Below are 14,081 nucleotides of genomic sequence, written 5' to 3'. Positions count from 1 at the left end.
GCGTGCCTACCGGTCGGGCTCCGCGGGGCCGGTAGGGCTCCTCAGGGCCGGGCGGCCGTGAGGACCACCAGCAGTGGCACCACCCGGGGTCCGGGCACCTCGTAGCGTCCGCGCCCGGTCGTGTGCAGCCAGCCCGCCGTGGTCAGCAGGCGCAGATGGTGGTAGATCTGGCCGGTCGTCCCCGTCTCGTCCAGCTCGGCCAGCTCGGCCGCCGTGCGGCGGCCGCCGAGGATCTCGCGGAGCAGGCGCAGCCGGACCGGGTGCCCCAGCGCGGCCAGCGGCTCCGCGGCCTCCGACCAGTCGGGCCGGTCCCCCTCCTGGCCCAGGAGCCCCGCGGTCAGCGCGCCGTACTGCCACTCGTACCGCTCACCGGCCGGCAGCCTCACCGCGCCCGTGAACAGCACTCCTCCGTCGGCCGCGGCCTCCCCGACCTGCCCGAGCTGGTCCTTCAGCCCGTCCAGCGCCCAGAAGTCGCCGTCGCCCAGGCTCGGCGGCCCGCCGTCCGCCGCCCGCTCCAGCACGGCCAGCCGGCGTTCCAGCTCGGCGACGCGTTCCTCGAGATCCACAGAACACAACCTTACGTAATTACGTAACATCCATCAAAGGTTTCCGGTGAGCACGGCGAAGCCCCCGCCCGGTCGACCCGGACGGGGGCTTCGGAAAAGGCGGAGATCAGGCGAACAGACCCTCCAGGGTCCCCTCGTGCGCCTCGCGCAGCTCGCTCAGCGGGATGCTGAACTCGCCCTGGATCTCGATCTCCTCCCCGTCCACGACACCGATCCGGGTCACGGGCAGGCCCCGCGCCCCGCACATGTCGTTGAAGCGGAGCTCCTCGCTGCGCGGGATCGACACGACCGCACGGCCCGCCGACTCCGAGAACAGGAAGGTGAACGCGTCCAGGCCGTCCGGCACGACCAGCCGGGCACCCTTCCCGCCGCGCAGGCAGGACTCGGTGACCGCCTGGATCAGGCCGCCGTCGGAGAGGTCGTGCGCCGCGTCGATCATGCCGTCGCGCGAGGCCGAGATGAGGATCTCGCCGAGCAGCTTCTCGCGGCCCAGGTCCACCTTCGGCGGCATGCCGCCGAGGTGCTGGTGGATGACCTCGGACCACGCCGAGCCGCCGAACTCCTCGCGGGTCTCACCCAGGAGGTAGAGCAGCTGGCCCTCTTCGGCGAAGGCGACCGGCGTACGCCGGGTGACGTCGTCGATCACGCCGAGCACCGCGACGACCGGCGTCGGGTGGATCGCCGTCTCCCCGGTCTGGTTGTACAGCGAGACGTTGCCACCGGTGACCGGGGTGCCCAGCTCCAGGCAGCCGTCCGCGAGACCACGCGTGGCCTCGGCGAACTGCCACATGACGTCCGGGTCCTCGGGCGAACCGAAGTTCAGGCAGTCCGAGATCGCGAGCGGCTTGGCACCGGAGGCGGCGACGTTGCGGTACGACTCCGCGAGCGCCAGCTGCGCGCCCGTGTACGGGTCGAGCTTGGCGTACCGGCCGTTGCCGTCCGTCGCCATCGCCACGCCCAGGTTCGACTCCTCGTCGATCCGGACCATGCCGGCGTCCTCGGGCATCGCGAGCACGGTGTTGCCCTGCACGAAGCGGTCGTACTGGTCGGTGATCCAGGACTTGGAGGCCTGGTTCGGGGAGCTGACCAGCTTGAGGACCTGCTCGCGCAGCTCGGCGCCGTTCGCCGGGCGGGCCAGCTTGCCGGCGTCGTCGGCCTGCAGCGCGTCCTGCCAGGACGGGCGGGCGAACGGCCGGTGGTACGTCGGGCCCTCGTGGGCGACGGACCGCGGGGGTACGTCCACGATCTGCTCGCCGTGCCAGAAGATCTCCAGCTGCGAGCCCTCGGTCACCTCACCGATGACGGTGGCGATGACGTCCCACTTCTCGCAGATCTCCATGAAGCGGTCGACGTGCTGCGGCTCGACGATCGCGCACATGCGCTCCTGCGACTCGCTCATGAGGATTTCCTCGGGCGAGAGGGAGGAGTCGCGGAGCGGCACGGTGTCCAGCTCGACGCGCATGCCGCCGGAACCCGCGGAGGCCAGCTCGCTGGTGGCGCAGGAGAGCCCGGCGCCGCCGAGGTCCTGGATGCCCGCGACGAGCTTCTCCTTGAAGATCTCCAGGGTGCACTCGATGAGGAGCTTCTCCTGGAACGGGTCGCCGACCTGGACGGCGGGGCGCTTGGTGGGCTTGGTGTCGTCGAAGGTCTCCGAGGCCAGCACGGAGACTCCGCCGATGCCGTCGCCGCCGGTGCGGGCGCCGTAGAGGATCACCTTGTTCCCAGGACCGGAGGCCTGGGCGAGGTGGATGTCCTCGTGCTTCATCACGCCGATGCAGCCGGCGTTGACGAGCGGGTTGCCCTGGTAGCAGGCGTCGAAGACGACCTCGCCGCCGATGTTCGGCAGGCCGAGGCAGTTTCCGTAGCCGCCGATGCCCGCGACGATGCCCGGCAGCACCCGGCGGGTGTCGGGGTGGTCGGCCGCACCGAAGCGCAGCGGGTCGACGACCGCGACCGGGCGGGCGCCCATGGCGAGGATGTCGCGGACGATGCCGCCGACGCCGGTGGCCGCGCCCTGGTAGGGCTCGATGTACGAGGGGTGGTTGTGCGACTCGACCTTGAAGGTGACCGCGTAACCCTGGCCCACGTCGACCACACCGGCGTTCTCACCGATGCCGACGAGCATCGCGTCGTTGGCGGGGACCTTCTCGCCGAACTGCTTGAGGTGGACCTTGCTGCTCTTGTAGGAGCAGTGCTCGGACCACATCACGGAGTACATGGCGAGCTCGGCGCCGGTGGGGCGGCGGCCCAGGATCTCGCGGATCCTGGCGTACTCGTCCTCCTTGAGGCCGAGCTCCTTCCAGGGCTGCCCGGCGTCCGGGGTCTCGGCCGCGTGCTTGACCGTGTCCAGGCTCATGCGTTGACCAGCTTCTTGATGATCGAGGTGAAGAAACCCAGGCCGTCGGTGCGACCGGTGCCGATCAGCGGCTCGACGGCGTGCTCCGGGTGCGGCATCAGACCGACGACGTTGCCCGCGGCGTTGGTGATGCCGGCGATGTCGCGCAGCGAGCCGTTCGGGTTGACGTCGGCGTAACGGAAGGCGACGCGGCCCTCGGCCTCCAGCTCGTCGAGCGTGCGCTCGTCGGCGGTGTACCGGCCGTCCACGTTCTTCAGCGGTACGGAGATCTCCTGGCCCACCGAGTAGTCGGAGGTCCAGGCCGTCTCCGCGTTCTCCACCCGCAGCTTCTGGTCGCGGCAGATGAAGTGGAGGTGGTTGTTGCGCAGCATCGCGCCGGGCAGCAGGTGTGCCTCGGTCAGGATCTGGAAGCCGTTGCAGATCCCGAGGACCGGCAGGCCGGCCTTCGCCTGCTCGATGACGGTCTCCATCACGGGCGAGAAACGCGAGATGGCGCCGGCGCGCAGATAGTCGCCGTAACTGAATCCGCCCGCCAGGATCACCGCGTCGACCTGGTGGAGGTCCTTGTCACGGTGCCAGAGGGATACGGGCTCGGCGCCCGCGATCCGTACGGCCCTCAGGCTGTCCTGGTCGTCGAGCGTGCCGGGAAAAGTGACGACGCCGATACGGGTGGTCACTTCTCCTCCTCCACCTTGACGGTGAAGTCCTCGATGACGGTGTTGGCGAGGAAGGTCTCGGCGATCTCGTTAATACGGGCGAGGGCGGCATCGTCGACCGGCCCCTCGACCTCGAGCTCGAAACGCTTTCCCTGACGAACGTCCGCGATTCCGTCGAAGCCGAGACGGGGCAGTGCGCGCTGCACAGCCTGTCCCTGCGGGTCGAGGATCTCCGGCTTGAGCATGACGTCGACTACGACGCGTGCCACTGGCACTCCCGGTGGTGTGGTGCGGCTGTGTCTCCGAGGGGTTCCCCAGATCCCCGCGGGTCCTATCAGCGTACCTGGCCGGAAATTCTACGCGGGTAGATATAGGGCGGACCCGATCACGCCGTGATAACGGACGCAGACAACACACAGGAAAAGTTCAGGAAAAAAATCTTCGGCCGTATTGCGTACGGGCAGGCGGAGGCAACACGCTGACGCAATTGCCCGGGCTTCACAATGCGGCTCCTGCCGCTGTACAAATGAATACCGGGGAAAGCACGATTGCCCCGGAACAGTCGACACCAGTCGATCCGTATCCGCCCAGCCGCCCGAAGGCCGGCATCGACGCATGTCAGACGCGACGGTGCCGTAGGAAAGGACCGATATCCGTGGCTCAGCGCGTAGTGGTCACGCTCTCCGACGACATCGACGGGGGAGAAGCGGCGGAAACGGTCACCTTCGCCCTGGACGGGAAGTCGTACGAGATCGATCTCAATCCCGCCAACGCAAAGAAACTGCGCAAGACGCTGGCCCCGTACGTGGCCGCCGGCCGAAAGCAGACAAATACCGGCAAGCGTGGCAGGGCCCCCGCCTCGTACCACCACACCTCCCTCGCGCCCGACCCCGCGGCCGTACGCGCCTGGGCCCGCTCGCACCGGATGGAGGTGCCGGCCCGCGGCCGCATCCCCAAGAAGGTCTACGAGGCGTTCCAGGCCGCGAGTTGAGGGCAGCGCCCGGAATGCCCCCTTCCGGTTCCCCCTCCGCCAGACCCCCCGAGCAACGCCACGGAGAGCCGACTTGCACAACACCCCTGCAGGTCGGCTAGAGTCTGGAGCACGCCGAAGGGCAAGGCCGAAAAGCCGGGTCCGACGCAGCGTGCGGGTGTAGTTCAGTAGTAGAACATCCCCCTTCCAGGGGGAAGGCGCAGTGTGCAATTCCTGTCACCCGCTCTGCACTGCCTTACCGATCCACTCAGTGGATCAGGTAGAGTAGTGAGCGCTCCACCGGTGAAAGCCGAGTGGCGGCAATGCGGACGTAGCTCAGTTGGTAGAGCGCAACCTTGCCAAGGTTGAGGTCGCCAGTTCGAACCTGGTCGTCCGCTCTTGATTCAAAGGTCCCGGTCGATATCGACCGGGGCCTTTGACGTTTCCCGGTGTAGGTCATGACGTTTGTCATGCGCGGTGATGACAGCAAGCACTGCCCGCGGCCCCGCTCCGGCGGAAGTCTGGGGGTATGACCAGCGACGACATTCCGACCACGAAAACCGGTGACCCCGACGCCGCCATCGAGGCCGAATCCGCCCGGCGGCGGTACGCGGGCGGATTCGAGGCAGTGAGAGGGATCTCATTCTCGGTGGCACGCGGTGAACTCTTCGCCCTGCTCGGCACGAACGGCGCCGGGAAGACCTCCACCGTCGAGCTCCTGGAGGGCCTGGCGCGGCCGGACGGCGGAACGGTGCGCGTCCTCGGCCATGATCCGTACCGCGAACGGGCGGCCGTCCGGCCCAGGACCGGGGTGATGCTCCAGGAGGGCGGCTTCCCGTCCGATCTGACCGTCGCCGAGACCCTGCGGATGTGGGCGGGGTGCACGAGCGGAGCGAGGCCGCCCGGCGAGGTCCTCGACCTGGTCGGGCTCACGCCGAGGGCGCGGGTCCGGGTCAAGCAGCTCTCCGGCGGTGAGCGCCGCCGGCTCGACCTGGCGCTGGCCCTGCTGGGACGGCCCGAGGTCCTCTTCCTGGACGAACCGACGACGGGTCTGGACGCCGAGGGCAGACGCGACACCTGGCGGCTGGTGCGGGAGTTGCGGGACGGCGGCACCACCGTCCTGCTCACCACGCACTACCTGGAGGAGGCCGAGGCGCTCGCCGACCGGCTGGCGATCATGCACCAGGGCCGCATCGTCACCTCGGGCACGATCGCCGACGTCACGGCGGCGCGGCCCGCGCGCATCCGTTTCGACCTGCCCGAGGGGGTGCCGGCGGCCCGCCTCCCGCTGTCCCTGAAAGCGGCGGCAGACGGCCGGCGGATCGACATCCGCACCCACCGGCTCCAGGAATCGCTGCACGAACTGCTCTGCTGGGCCGAGGAGTCGCAGGTGGACCTGCAGAAGCTCGATGCCCGCTCCGCCTCGCTGGAAGAGGCGTTCCTCGACATCGCACAGACCCGGGCAACGGCAGGAAGGGTGGAGACGGCATGACGGGCACCACGGTTTCGGGAAGGCTGACCGCCCTCGGACGGGCGGAGTTGACCCTCCTCGTACGCAACAGGACAGCGGTGTTCGTGGCGCTGCTGATGCCTCTGCTGATGATCGTCGCGGTGAAGTCCTCCCTCGATCGGATCGACCTCGGCGGTACGGGACTCTCCGTCGCCGGGCTCGCGCTGACGGGAGGACTCGGCATCGTCCTGCTCCAGGTCGTCTACATGAACCTGGTGGCCTCCTATGTGGCCCGCCGCGAGGAACTCGTACTCAAGCGGCTCCGCACCGGAGAGGTCTCCGACCGCGAGATCCTCACGGGGACCGCGCTCCCCTCCGTGCTGCTGGCGTTCGCGCAGTCGGCGCTGATGATCGTTGTCGGCGGGCTCGCCTTCGATCTGGGGGCGCCCGAGCGGCCCGACCTGCTGCTGGCGGGGCTGCTGCTCGGAGCCGTGCTGATGGCGGCGCTCGCGGCGGCCACGTCCGCGCTGACCCGCTCGGTGCAGACCGCCCAGCTCACCACCCTGCCGCTGTTCATGGTCTCGTTGCTGGGCTCCGGGCTCTTCCTGCCCCTGGAGATCTTCCCCGACCTGGCCGCTTCGCTGTGCGAACTCCTGCCCCTGACCGGCGTGATGACGCTCGTACGGGCCGGCTGGCTGGGCACCGGAGCGGGCGACGACGTCCTGGGGGCGGGGCTGTCGGCGCTGGCCTGGACCGCGCTCTCCGTGTTTGCTGTCCAGCGGTGGTTCCGGTGGGACCCGCGGCGCTGAGGGAGGACTCCCTGCGGGAGCACGGCGCTGCCGGGGCCGGCGGAGCCGGATCACGACATCGGGCCGAGGCCCGGGTGAGGACGGGGAACACCGTGGCAGAGGTGATGACGGGCCGCGGCCCGGGAAAGACACGCGGGTGGGCCGGGGCGATGGGCTTCGGGGACGGGCGGTTCGCCAGGAGCGACGCGGCGAAGGTCGAGCTGTACACGCGCGCCACCTTCCAGGCGATGGCGGGTCTCGAATTCGGGGCGCTCGGCGTGCCGCTGCTCTTCCAGGACCGGCAGCCTTCAGGCGCCTGGCTGTGCCTCCTGTTCCTCGTCCACTCCGCCCTGTGCGCCGTGCTGTCCTGCAGGGCGCTCGACTGGCGGCTCGGGCACCGGGAACGCCCGGTCCGGCTGACGGTGGCGTCCGCCGTCGCGACGGGTGCCTCTCTCCTCGTGCTCGTCCTGCTCCTCGACACCGGGACGGTCAGCAAGGAGGACGACTTCGGCATGCTGCTGATGGGTGTCTCCGCGTTCGGCCTGGGGGCCCTCTCCGTAGGTCTGCGCACGACCCGCGAGCGGGTGTGGCTGGTGCTCGGCGCGGCCACGGCCACCGCCGTGGCGACGGCCGCGCTGGGCATGGGATGGCACCAGACCTGGCTCGACTTCGTCGGCGTCGCCTGCGCGGGTGCGCTGTTCGTCGTCACCTACGTCTTCTCGGCCTGGCTGGCCGGTGTCGTACGGCAGCTGGACGCCGCCCGCGAGCTCCAGACCCGGGTCGCGGTGGCGGAGGAGAGGCTGCGGTTCGGGCGGGACATGCACGACGTGATGGGGCGCAATCTGGCGGTCATGGCCCTGAAGAGCGAACTCGCCGTCCAACTCGCCGAACGGGGACGGCCGGAGGCCGTGTCGCAGATGGCCGAGGTGCAGCGGATCGCGCAGGAGTCGCAGCGCGAGATCCGCGACATCGTCCGCGGATACCGGGAGGCGAGCCTGCGCACCGAACTGGAGGGTGCGATCAGTGTCCTGAAGGCTGCCGGGATCGACTGCGTGGTCCACGGCCTCGACGACGAGGACACGGCGCTTCCCGCCGAGCTCCAGTCCGCGCTGGGATGGGTGGTGCGGGAGGCGACGACGAACGTCCTGCGGCACGGTGACCCCCGTAACTGCGTCATCCGCGTCTCCACGGCCGGCCGGTCCGGCGGAGGGAAGAAGCGCGGGAACGCGCGGCAGGAGGAGGTTGTCCTCATGGTGCAGAACGACGGCGTGCCCGGGCCGGCCGCCCCGGTCACGGGCGGGAAAACCGGCACCCGCGCCGCACCCGGAACCGGTCTGGCCGGGCTGCGGGAGCGGCTGGCCGCGCACGACGGCACGCTCGAAGCGGGCACGGACCCGTCCGGGGACTTCTTCCGCCTCACGGCGCGGGTGCCCCTGCCGGAACAGGATCACGCCCCCGGCCGCCCCACCGACGACGAGGTCGCCGCATGACCACAGGACAACAGCCCGTGCGGGTCCTCCTCGCCGACGACGAGCATCTGATCCGCGGCGCGCTCGCCGCACTGCTCGCGCTGGAGGACGACATCGTGCTGGTCGCCGAGGCGGCCACCGGTCCGGAGGCGCTCGCCATGGCGCTGGCGCACCGCCCGGACGTGGCGGTCCTCGACCTGGAGATGCCGGGGGCGGACGGTGTGAAGGTCGCCACATCCCTGCGCACCGGACTGCCCGGCTGCCGGACCATGATCGTGACGAGCCACGGCAGACCCGGCCATCTCAAGCGGGCCCTCGCGGCGGGGGTCCGGGCTTTCGTGCCGAAGACGGTCAGCGCCCGGCGCCTGGCGGAGATCATCCGTACCGTGCACGCCGGAAACCGCTATGTGGACCCGGAGTTGGCCGCCGACGCCATCTCCGCCGGGGACTCTCCGCTGACCGCCCGGGAGGCCGAGGTGCTGGAGCTGGCCGCCGACGGTGCGTCGGTCGCCGAGATCGCCGCACGGGCGTCGCTGTCGCAGGGCACGGTGCGCAACTACCTGTCGGCGGCCGTCTCCAAACTCGGGGCCGAGAACCGTCACGCGGCAGTGCGTCTCGCACGGGAGAGAGGTTGGGTATAGTAGGCAGCGCGCTGCGGCGCATGCGAACGTAGCTCAGCTGGTAGAGCGCAACCTTGCCAAGGTTGAGGTCGCGAGTTCGAACCTCGTCGTTCGCTCCACACAAGAAGGCCCCGGTCCTCAGGACCGGGGCCTTCTTCCGTCACATCCCCTGGGCCGGCCAGCTGAGACCGGTCAGAAGCTCGTACGCCTCAAGGTACTTGGCCCGCGTCGCGTCGACGATCTCCTGCGGAAGCGCCGGCGGCGGCTGCTCGCTGTGCCGGTCCCAGCCGGAGGCCGGAGAGGTCAGCCAGTCACGCACGAACTGCTTGTCGTACGAAGGCTGCGCCTTGCCCGGCTCCCAGCTCTCGGCCGGCCAGAAGCGCGAGGAGTCCGGGGTCAGCACCTCGTCCGCGAGGATCAGCTCCTCGCCGCCGTCCGCGGCGGGAGCGAAGCCGAACTCGAACTTCGTGTCGGCGAGGATGATCCCGCGCTCACGGGCGATGTCCCTGGCCCGGCCGTAGACGTCCAGCGTCTTCCTGCGCAGCAGGGCCGCCGTCTCGGCGCCCACCTCGCGGGCGACCTCCTCGTACGACACGTTCTCGTCGTGATCGCCCACCGCCGCCTTGGTGGCCGGGGTGAAGATGGGCCCGGGCAGCTCGGAGCCGTCGACGAGGCCCTCGGGAAGGCCGAGGCCGCAGACCGTGCGGGTCGCGTTGTACTCGGTCAGGCCGGAGCCGGTGAGATAGCCGCGCGCCACGCACTCGACCTGGACCATCCGCAGCGAGCGGCAGATCAGCGTGCGGCCCGCCCAGTCGGCGGGTGCCCCGGCGGGCAGCTCCGTCGACAGGACGTGGTTGGGGACGAGATCGGCGAGCTTGTCGAACCACCACAGCGACAGCTGGGTGAGCACGCGTCCCTTGTCCGGGATCTCGGTGGGCAGGACCCAGTCGTACGCGGAGATACGGTCGCTGGCGACCATGACGAGGTCGCCCGCCTCGTTCCTGTACAGGTCGCGCACCTTGCCGGTGTGCAGATGGGTGAGCCCCGGCACCTGCACGGGCTCGGGCTTTTCTACGAAACCGGACACGCTGCCTCCGCGTAGGTTGATCCAGGAGTCGTTCCGATTGTCCCGCATGCGAGGAGAGCGCGCCGACAGGGGTCGCCAGGTGGACCAGGTCGGGGCTGCTGGAGGGGAGCGCTGGAGGGGAGCGCTGGCGGTGGAACGCTCGTACGCGGCGGCCGGCGGCCGGGAAAGGGCGGGGTTCCGCTTCTCCGTCCCGGCTCGTGGCCCAGCCTCCCGGTCGGGTCGCGCGGGGTCACGCGCTCCGGTCCCGCGCTCCGTCACGCGCCCCGGTCGCACGCGGCGGTCATGCGTCCCGCCCCGCGCTCCGGTCCCGTGCTCCGGTCACGCGTCCCGGCCCCGTGCTCCGGTCATGCGTCTCGCCCCGCGCTCCGGTCACGCGTCCCGGTCCCGTGCTCCGGTCATGCTTCTCAGTCGCGCTTGCAGATCCGGTCGAGCAGGTTGGCCGTGGCCCGCTGGATCCTCGTGTCGACATGGCCGGGCCGGTCCAGTGCGGGGGACCAGGCGAAGGTGCCCGAGGCGAAGACGAGCGCCCCCGAGGGAGCGCGGTACAGCGAGGTCTCCTGGTGCCGGGTGGCCCCCTCGCTGTCGGCGTACGGGGAGTGCGCGAGCAGCATGCGGTTCTCGTGCTCCGGAAGCGACGTGCGCGGGAAGTAGCGGTCGGCCTCACCGGCGACCAGACCGTCGATCTCGTCGCCCTCGCCCGCCCCGGTGGCCTCCCAGAGCCAGTGCCCGGCGTTCCGTACGACCAGAGGGTGGGGTTCGGGGACCCGGCCCGCGTACTGGATGCCCAGCAGTTGCTGTTCGGCCCGGTCCACCTCGCGCCACAGGGCGGGCTTTCCGGGGCCGCGCCGCTTGCGGCAGGTGAGCAGGCGGTCGGGGACACCGGAGGGGGACGGCCCGAGGCCGACCTGCCAGTACATGGTGTTGGCCGAGAGGAAGACGAGTGAGGTGCCGGTGTCCCGGGCGAGCTCGGCGGTACGGCGCATGGGCAGCGACCAGTACTCGTCGTGGCCGGGGAAGACCAGGCCGCGGTACCGGCTGGGGTCCACGCGGCCGGCGTGCAGGTCGCGTGCGTCGGCGTACGCGAGGTCGTATCCGTAGCGCTCGGCCCAGCGGATGAAGTCGTAGGCGTGGCCGACGTGGAGGGGCAGACCGGCGCCCGCGTACGGACGGTCGAAGGAGATGGTGACGGCGGCGTCCTCCTCACCCAGCAGCCGGCCCTGTTCGTCCCAGGCGTGGTAGAGGCTCGCGCCCGTACGGCCGTCCTCGGGGTAGAGGTTGTACGCCTGCCAGGTGATGTCCGGGAGCAGGAGCAGGAGATCGGCCGGGTGGTTGTCGCGGACCGTGAAGGGGACGTGCGAGCGGTGTCCGTCGGCGGTGGTGAGGACCGCCACGTACGCGCCGACCGACCAGTAACTGGGGATCTGGAGCCGCCAGGAGAGCCACCAGTGGTGGCAGGACACCGTGCGCTCGGCGGTCAGCGGCGGCGGCTGGACGATGCCGGAGAGACGCGGACTCGTGGTGATCTTGGCGGCGCCGTCGCCCGCGTAGTGCCCGATGCGGTAGACGTCGACGGAGAACTGCTGGGGCGGGTCCACGGTGATGTGGAAGTCGATCGCCTCGCCGGGTGCCGCCGCTCCGGGGGACGCGAACCCCTTGATCTGCCGGTGCACGTCGTCGGCGGTGCGCGTGCCGCCGCCGGTTCCGCCGCGGCCGAGGGCCGGGTCGGCGTACCAGGGGACCACCTGGCCGGTGTCGTCGAAGTAGGTCTCACTGCCGCGAAGCCAGGGCAGCGGGCCCTGCCCGAAAGGGTCGCTCACGGCGTGCGCGAGGGCTCCCGATTCCCATCGCCGGATCTGCTCCGCCCCCATCCCGCACCCCTCCCTCGTCCCCCGAAAGCTGTGGAGCGCCGGACACCGACGCCGTTCACAGCACATCACATAACGCACGCACTCCGTCACCGTTCGTCGCGAATTGACGCGAGCGGAGCGAAATCTTCCGGGTATGAGGCGCACATGCAGGACATATGGGCATCTGCATGGACGCACGGTCGTTCAACCGAGCGCCCCGGGCGCGATGTGTGCCCACCCCGGCGCGATGTGTGCCCCAGCTCCGGCGCGATGTGTGCCCCAGCTCCGGCGCGATGTGTGCCCCAGCTCCGGCGCGATGTGTGCCCCAGCTCCGGGGCGATGTGCCCCAGCCTCGGGGCGACGTGCGCATCAGCCGAGGGGGATGTGCGCTTCAGCCACTGTGCGGAGTTTGCCTCAGCCGAGGCGCACGGGCTTGTCGGTCCGCACGCCGACCGCGGTGAGCCACGTACGCAGCGGCTCCGCGTCGCCGTCCTCGACGAGACTGAGGACGGGGGCGCCCAGGTCCGATCTGCGCCCGCCGTCGACCAGCAGCGCGGGGCCGTCCAGCCAGTCGAGCCCGGGGGCCGCCCCCGCCGTGTCCACCGCGGCACAGCAGACCATCGCCACGACGTGGTCGGTGAGCAGCTCGGTGCCCGTACGCGGCGGCTGGAGAGGAAAGAGCGGGAGCGGGGCGGGGCCCCAGAGATCGAGAGGGTCCGGGTCCGCTCCGGCCGAGGCGCCGGTCTCCGGAGCGCCGGAGCCGCCGTCGGTGCGGGGCCGCTCCGTCTCCGCCGCTTCGTCGCGGGCGACGGCGGCGCCGATCCCGGCCGCGAGCGCCTCGCTGTCGGCACCGGGGGTCGCGAGGTGGTCGATGACGCGCGCCAGCGTGGGCACGGCAGAGCCCTCGGCGCCGCGCGCCTCCGGCCCGCCCACGGAGACGCTCGTGGTCACGCCCAAGGTGTCGAGCACCCGGTGCAGGCGGGCGGCCTCCGTACGCCACTTCCGGTCCACGACCTCTTCCGGGTACTGCTGCCAGTCGACAGGGGACCAACCGGGGCCGGCCTCCGCAGGACCGCCGTGGAAGAGCCGCGCGGCCAGCAGCGAGGCCGCCTCGTCGGCCGCGCCCGGTTCTTCGATCAGATCGCAGGCGGGGCGCTCACCCAGCCGCGAGGCGAAGCCCTCGGCGAGGCTGTCGCGGCGGGAGAGCTCCGTGAGCGCGGAGACGACTCCGGCATCGAGCTGTGACGGCCACCGGCCCATCCGCCAGGCGGGCAGGGCGACCCGGGTCAGCAGGCGGTCCCAGCCGGCGTAGGCCAGGCCGACCTGCTCCTGGGCGACGATCCGCAGCCCGTAGTCCACGTCCTGGGCGCGCCCCGAGGCCGCGGCGGCGACACAGCGCTCCATCTCGGCCGCGTGGCCACGGCAGCCGCGCAGCATCAGCCGGGCGATCCAGCCGACGAAGGCCGCGTACATCCGGCGTACGGCTCCCCGGCCCGGCTGGGTGGCCTCGGCGACCGCGGCGTCCAGCCCGCGGACGAAGCGGCGGGCGGCGGCTATGTCGGGGTGCGCGGACGGCCCGGTGCCGGCCACGACGGGCGCGAGCACCGCGCGCAGCTCGGCGACGCGCATCCACCAGAGGAAGGGGGAGCCGATGACGAGAACGGGAGCCGCCTGCACCCGACGGCCGCGCCGGGCGCCTGCCGGCCCCCCGGCGTCCCTGGCGCCCTTGGCGAGGCCCGTCACCTTCGGCTGTGCCGCGGGGTGCGTGCGGTCCTCCAGCCAGCTGTCGCAGTCCGGGGTCAGCTCTATGGCGGAGGGGACCGGGACGTCGAGCCGGTCGGCGAGATCACGGACCAGCCGGTAGAGGTCGGGGGCAGCTGCTTCCGTGAGGGGAACGGTCGGGCTGACGGCGGGCCTCGCGCGCGCCACGGCGAGGGCGACCGCGGCGGCGATCAGCAGGACCGCGACGGCGCAGGCCGTCACGACCCAGCTCACCGTCGCCCACGCGTCACCGCCGATGCGTCCCTGGGCAACCGCGACGAGCAGCACGACAGCCGCGCCCGTCGGCAGGATCGCCAGGGCCGTCGCTCTGCTGCGGATGCGCAGCAGAGCCATGGCTCTGGCCCGCGCTGCGTGCGCACCCAACTCCTCAACCGAACCGGAACCGGACACGGCTGGACGTCACCCCCTCTGCCCCCGCGACGGTGTTGGTCACTCCCCCACTGTGGCACCCGCCACCGACATCGCAATGCCGGTGGGCCAAGTGCCGGAA

General features: G+C 71.1%; 12 protein-coding genes and 3 tRNA genes. 8 read left to right on the top strand and 7 right to left on the bottom strand.

Annotated elements, in window-relative coordinates:
* Nucleotides 1-41 precede the first annotated feature (41 nt).
* The 4 genes from ACFYQ6_RS20410 to purS all read right to left on the bottom strand — a co-directional run bounded on the left by ACFYQ6_RS20410 (nucleotide 42) and on the right by purS (nucleotide 3,847).
* The gene (locus tag ACFYQ6_RS20410) at nucleotides 42-566 is read right to left on the bottom strand and encodes a helix-turn-helix domain-containing protein (protein ID WP_361579325.1); all 525 of its coding nucleotides are present in this window, start codon (nucleotides 564-566) and stop codon (nucleotides 42-44) included.
* 106 nt (nucleotides 567-672) lie between these two features.
* Entirely contained in the window at nucleotides 673-2,922 is a 2,250-nt protein-coding gene (purL, locus tag ACFYQ6_RS20405; protein ID WP_388764121.1) for a phosphoribosylformylglycinamidine synthase subunit PurL, read from the bottom strand.
* Nucleotides 2,919-3,599, bottom strand: coding sequence for a phosphoribosylformylglycinamidine synthase subunit PurQ (gene purQ / locus ACFYQ6_RS20400; RefSeq protein WP_361579329.1), 681 nt, complete (start codon nucleotides 3,597-3,599; stop codon nucleotides 2,919-2,921). The genes purL and purQ overlap by 4 nt, the downstream gene beginning before the upstream one ends.
* Nucleotides 3,596-3,847, bottom strand: coding sequence for a phosphoribosylformylglycinamidine synthase subunit PurS (gene purS / locus ACFYQ6_RS20395; RefSeq protein WP_099173088.1), 252 nt, complete (start codon nucleotides 3,845-3,847; stop codon nucleotides 3,596-3,598). Before purS ends, purQ begins: the two co-directional genes overlap by 4 nt.
* A gap of 386 nt (nucleotides 3,848-4,233) precedes the next feature.
* Here purS and ACFYQ6_RS20390 point away from each other — a divergent pair, with 386 nt between their 5' ends.
* The 8 genes from ACFYQ6_RS20390 (at nucleotide 4,234) to ACFYQ6_RS20355 (ending at nucleotide 8,994) form a co-directional block, all read left to right on the top strand.
* Nucleotides 4,234-4,569 (top strand): Lsr2 family protein, encoded by a 336-nt coding sequence (locus ACFYQ6_RS20390; RefSeq protein ID WP_361579331.1) that lies wholly within the window; start codon nucleotides 4,234-4,236, stop codon nucleotides 4,567-4,569.
* Nucleotides 4,570-4,722: 153 nt separating this feature from the next.
* Nucleotides 4,723-4,794 (top strand) — tRNA-Gly (locus tag ACFYQ6_RS20385).
* A gap of 79 nt (nucleotides 4,795-4,873) precedes the next feature.
* Nucleotides 4,874-4,946 (top strand) — tRNA-Gly (locus ACFYQ6_RS20380).
* A 131-nt stretch (nucleotides 4,947-5,077) separates the two neighbouring features.
* Nucleotides 5,078-6,040 (top strand): ABC transporter ATP-binding protein, encoded by a 963-nt coding sequence (locus tag ACFYQ6_RS20375; RefSeq protein ID WP_361579333.1) that lies wholly within the window; start codon nucleotides 5,078-5,080, stop codon nucleotides 6,038-6,040.
* A complete protein-coding gene (locus ACFYQ6_RS20370) occupies nucleotides 6,037-6,807 on the top strand; it encodes an ABC transporter permease (protein WP_361579335.1) in 771 nt (256 codons plus the stop codon). The genes ACFYQ6_RS20375 and ACFYQ6_RS20370 overlap by 4 nt, the downstream gene beginning before the upstream one ends.
* A 92-nt stretch (nucleotides 6,808-6,899) precedes the next feature.
* Nucleotides 6,900-8,276, top strand: coding sequence for a sensor histidine kinase (locus ACFYQ6_RS20365; RefSeq protein WP_388764117.1), 1,377 nt, complete (start codon nucleotides 6,900-6,902; stop codon nucleotides 8,274-8,276).
* A complete protein-coding gene (locus ACFYQ6_RS20360; protein ID WP_388764116.1) occupies nucleotides 8,273-8,896 on the top strand; it encodes a response regulator in 624 nt (207 codons plus the stop codon). The genes ACFYQ6_RS20365 and ACFYQ6_RS20360 overlap by 4 nt, the downstream gene beginning before the upstream one ends.
* Before the next feature lie 22 nt (nucleotides 8,897-8,918).
* Nucleotides 8,919-8,994, top strand: a tRNA-Gly gene (locus ACFYQ6_RS20355).
* 41 nt (nucleotides 8,995-9,035) lie between these two features.
* On the opposite strand, the gene ACFYQ6_RS20350 is transcribed toward ACFYQ6_RS20355, so the two are convergent.
* From ACFYQ6_RS20350 to ACFYQ6_RS20340, 3 genes are all read right to left on the bottom strand, one after another.
* Nucleotides 9,036-9,962, bottom strand: coding sequence for a phosphoribosylaminoimidazolesuccinocarboxamide synthase (locus ACFYQ6_RS20350; protein WP_388764114.1), 927 nt, complete (start codon nucleotides 9,960-9,962; stop codon nucleotides 9,036-9,038).
* A 404-nt stretch (nucleotides 9,963-10,366) separates the two neighbouring features.
* Complete coding sequence (locus ACFYQ6_RS20345) at nucleotides 10,367-11,830, bottom strand: N,N-dimethylformamidase beta subunit family domain-containing protein (RefSeq protein ID WP_361579343.1); 1,464 nt, start codon at nucleotides 11,828-11,830, stop codon at nucleotides 10,367-10,369.
* Nucleotides 11,831-12,223: 393 nt separating this feature from the next.
* Complete coding sequence (locus ACFYQ6_RS20340) at nucleotides 12,224-13,981, bottom strand: hypothetical protein (RefSeq protein WP_361579345.1); 1,758 nt, start codon at nucleotides 13,979-13,981, stop codon at nucleotides 12,224-12,226.
* Nucleotides 13,982-14,081: the final 100 nt, after the last annotated feature.

The organism is Streptomyces sp. NPDC005494 (genome assembly GCF_042872025.1).
Classification (GTDB): domain Bacteria; phylum Actinomycetota; class Actinomycetes; order Streptomycetales; family Streptomycetaceae; genus Streptomyces.
This window is presented reverse-complemented; position numbering and strand designations above follow the sequence as displayed.

Bases quoted from the DNA above. Each gene is read 5' to 3' on its own strand.
- purL (WP_388764121.1), bottom strand. From the start codon at position 2,922: ATGAGCCTGGACACGGTCAAGCACGCGGCCGAGACCCCGGACGCCGGG.
- ACFYQ6_RS20375 (WP_361579333.1), top strand. From the start codon at position 5,078: ATGACCAGCGACGACATTCCGACCACGAAAACCGGTGACCCCGACGCC.
- ACFYQ6_RS20370 (WP_361579335.1), top strand. From the start codon at position 6,037: ATGACGGGCACCACGGTTTCGGGAAGGCTGACCGCCCTCGGACGGGCG.
- ACFYQ6_RS20360 (WP_388764116.1), top strand. From the start codon at position 8,273: ATGACCACAGGACAACAGCCCGTGCGGGTCCTCCTCGCCGACGACGAG.
- ACFYQ6_RS20345 (WP_361579343.1), bottom strand. From the start codon at position 11,830: ATGGGGGCGGAGCAGATCCGGCGATGGGAATCGGGAGCCCTCGCGCAC.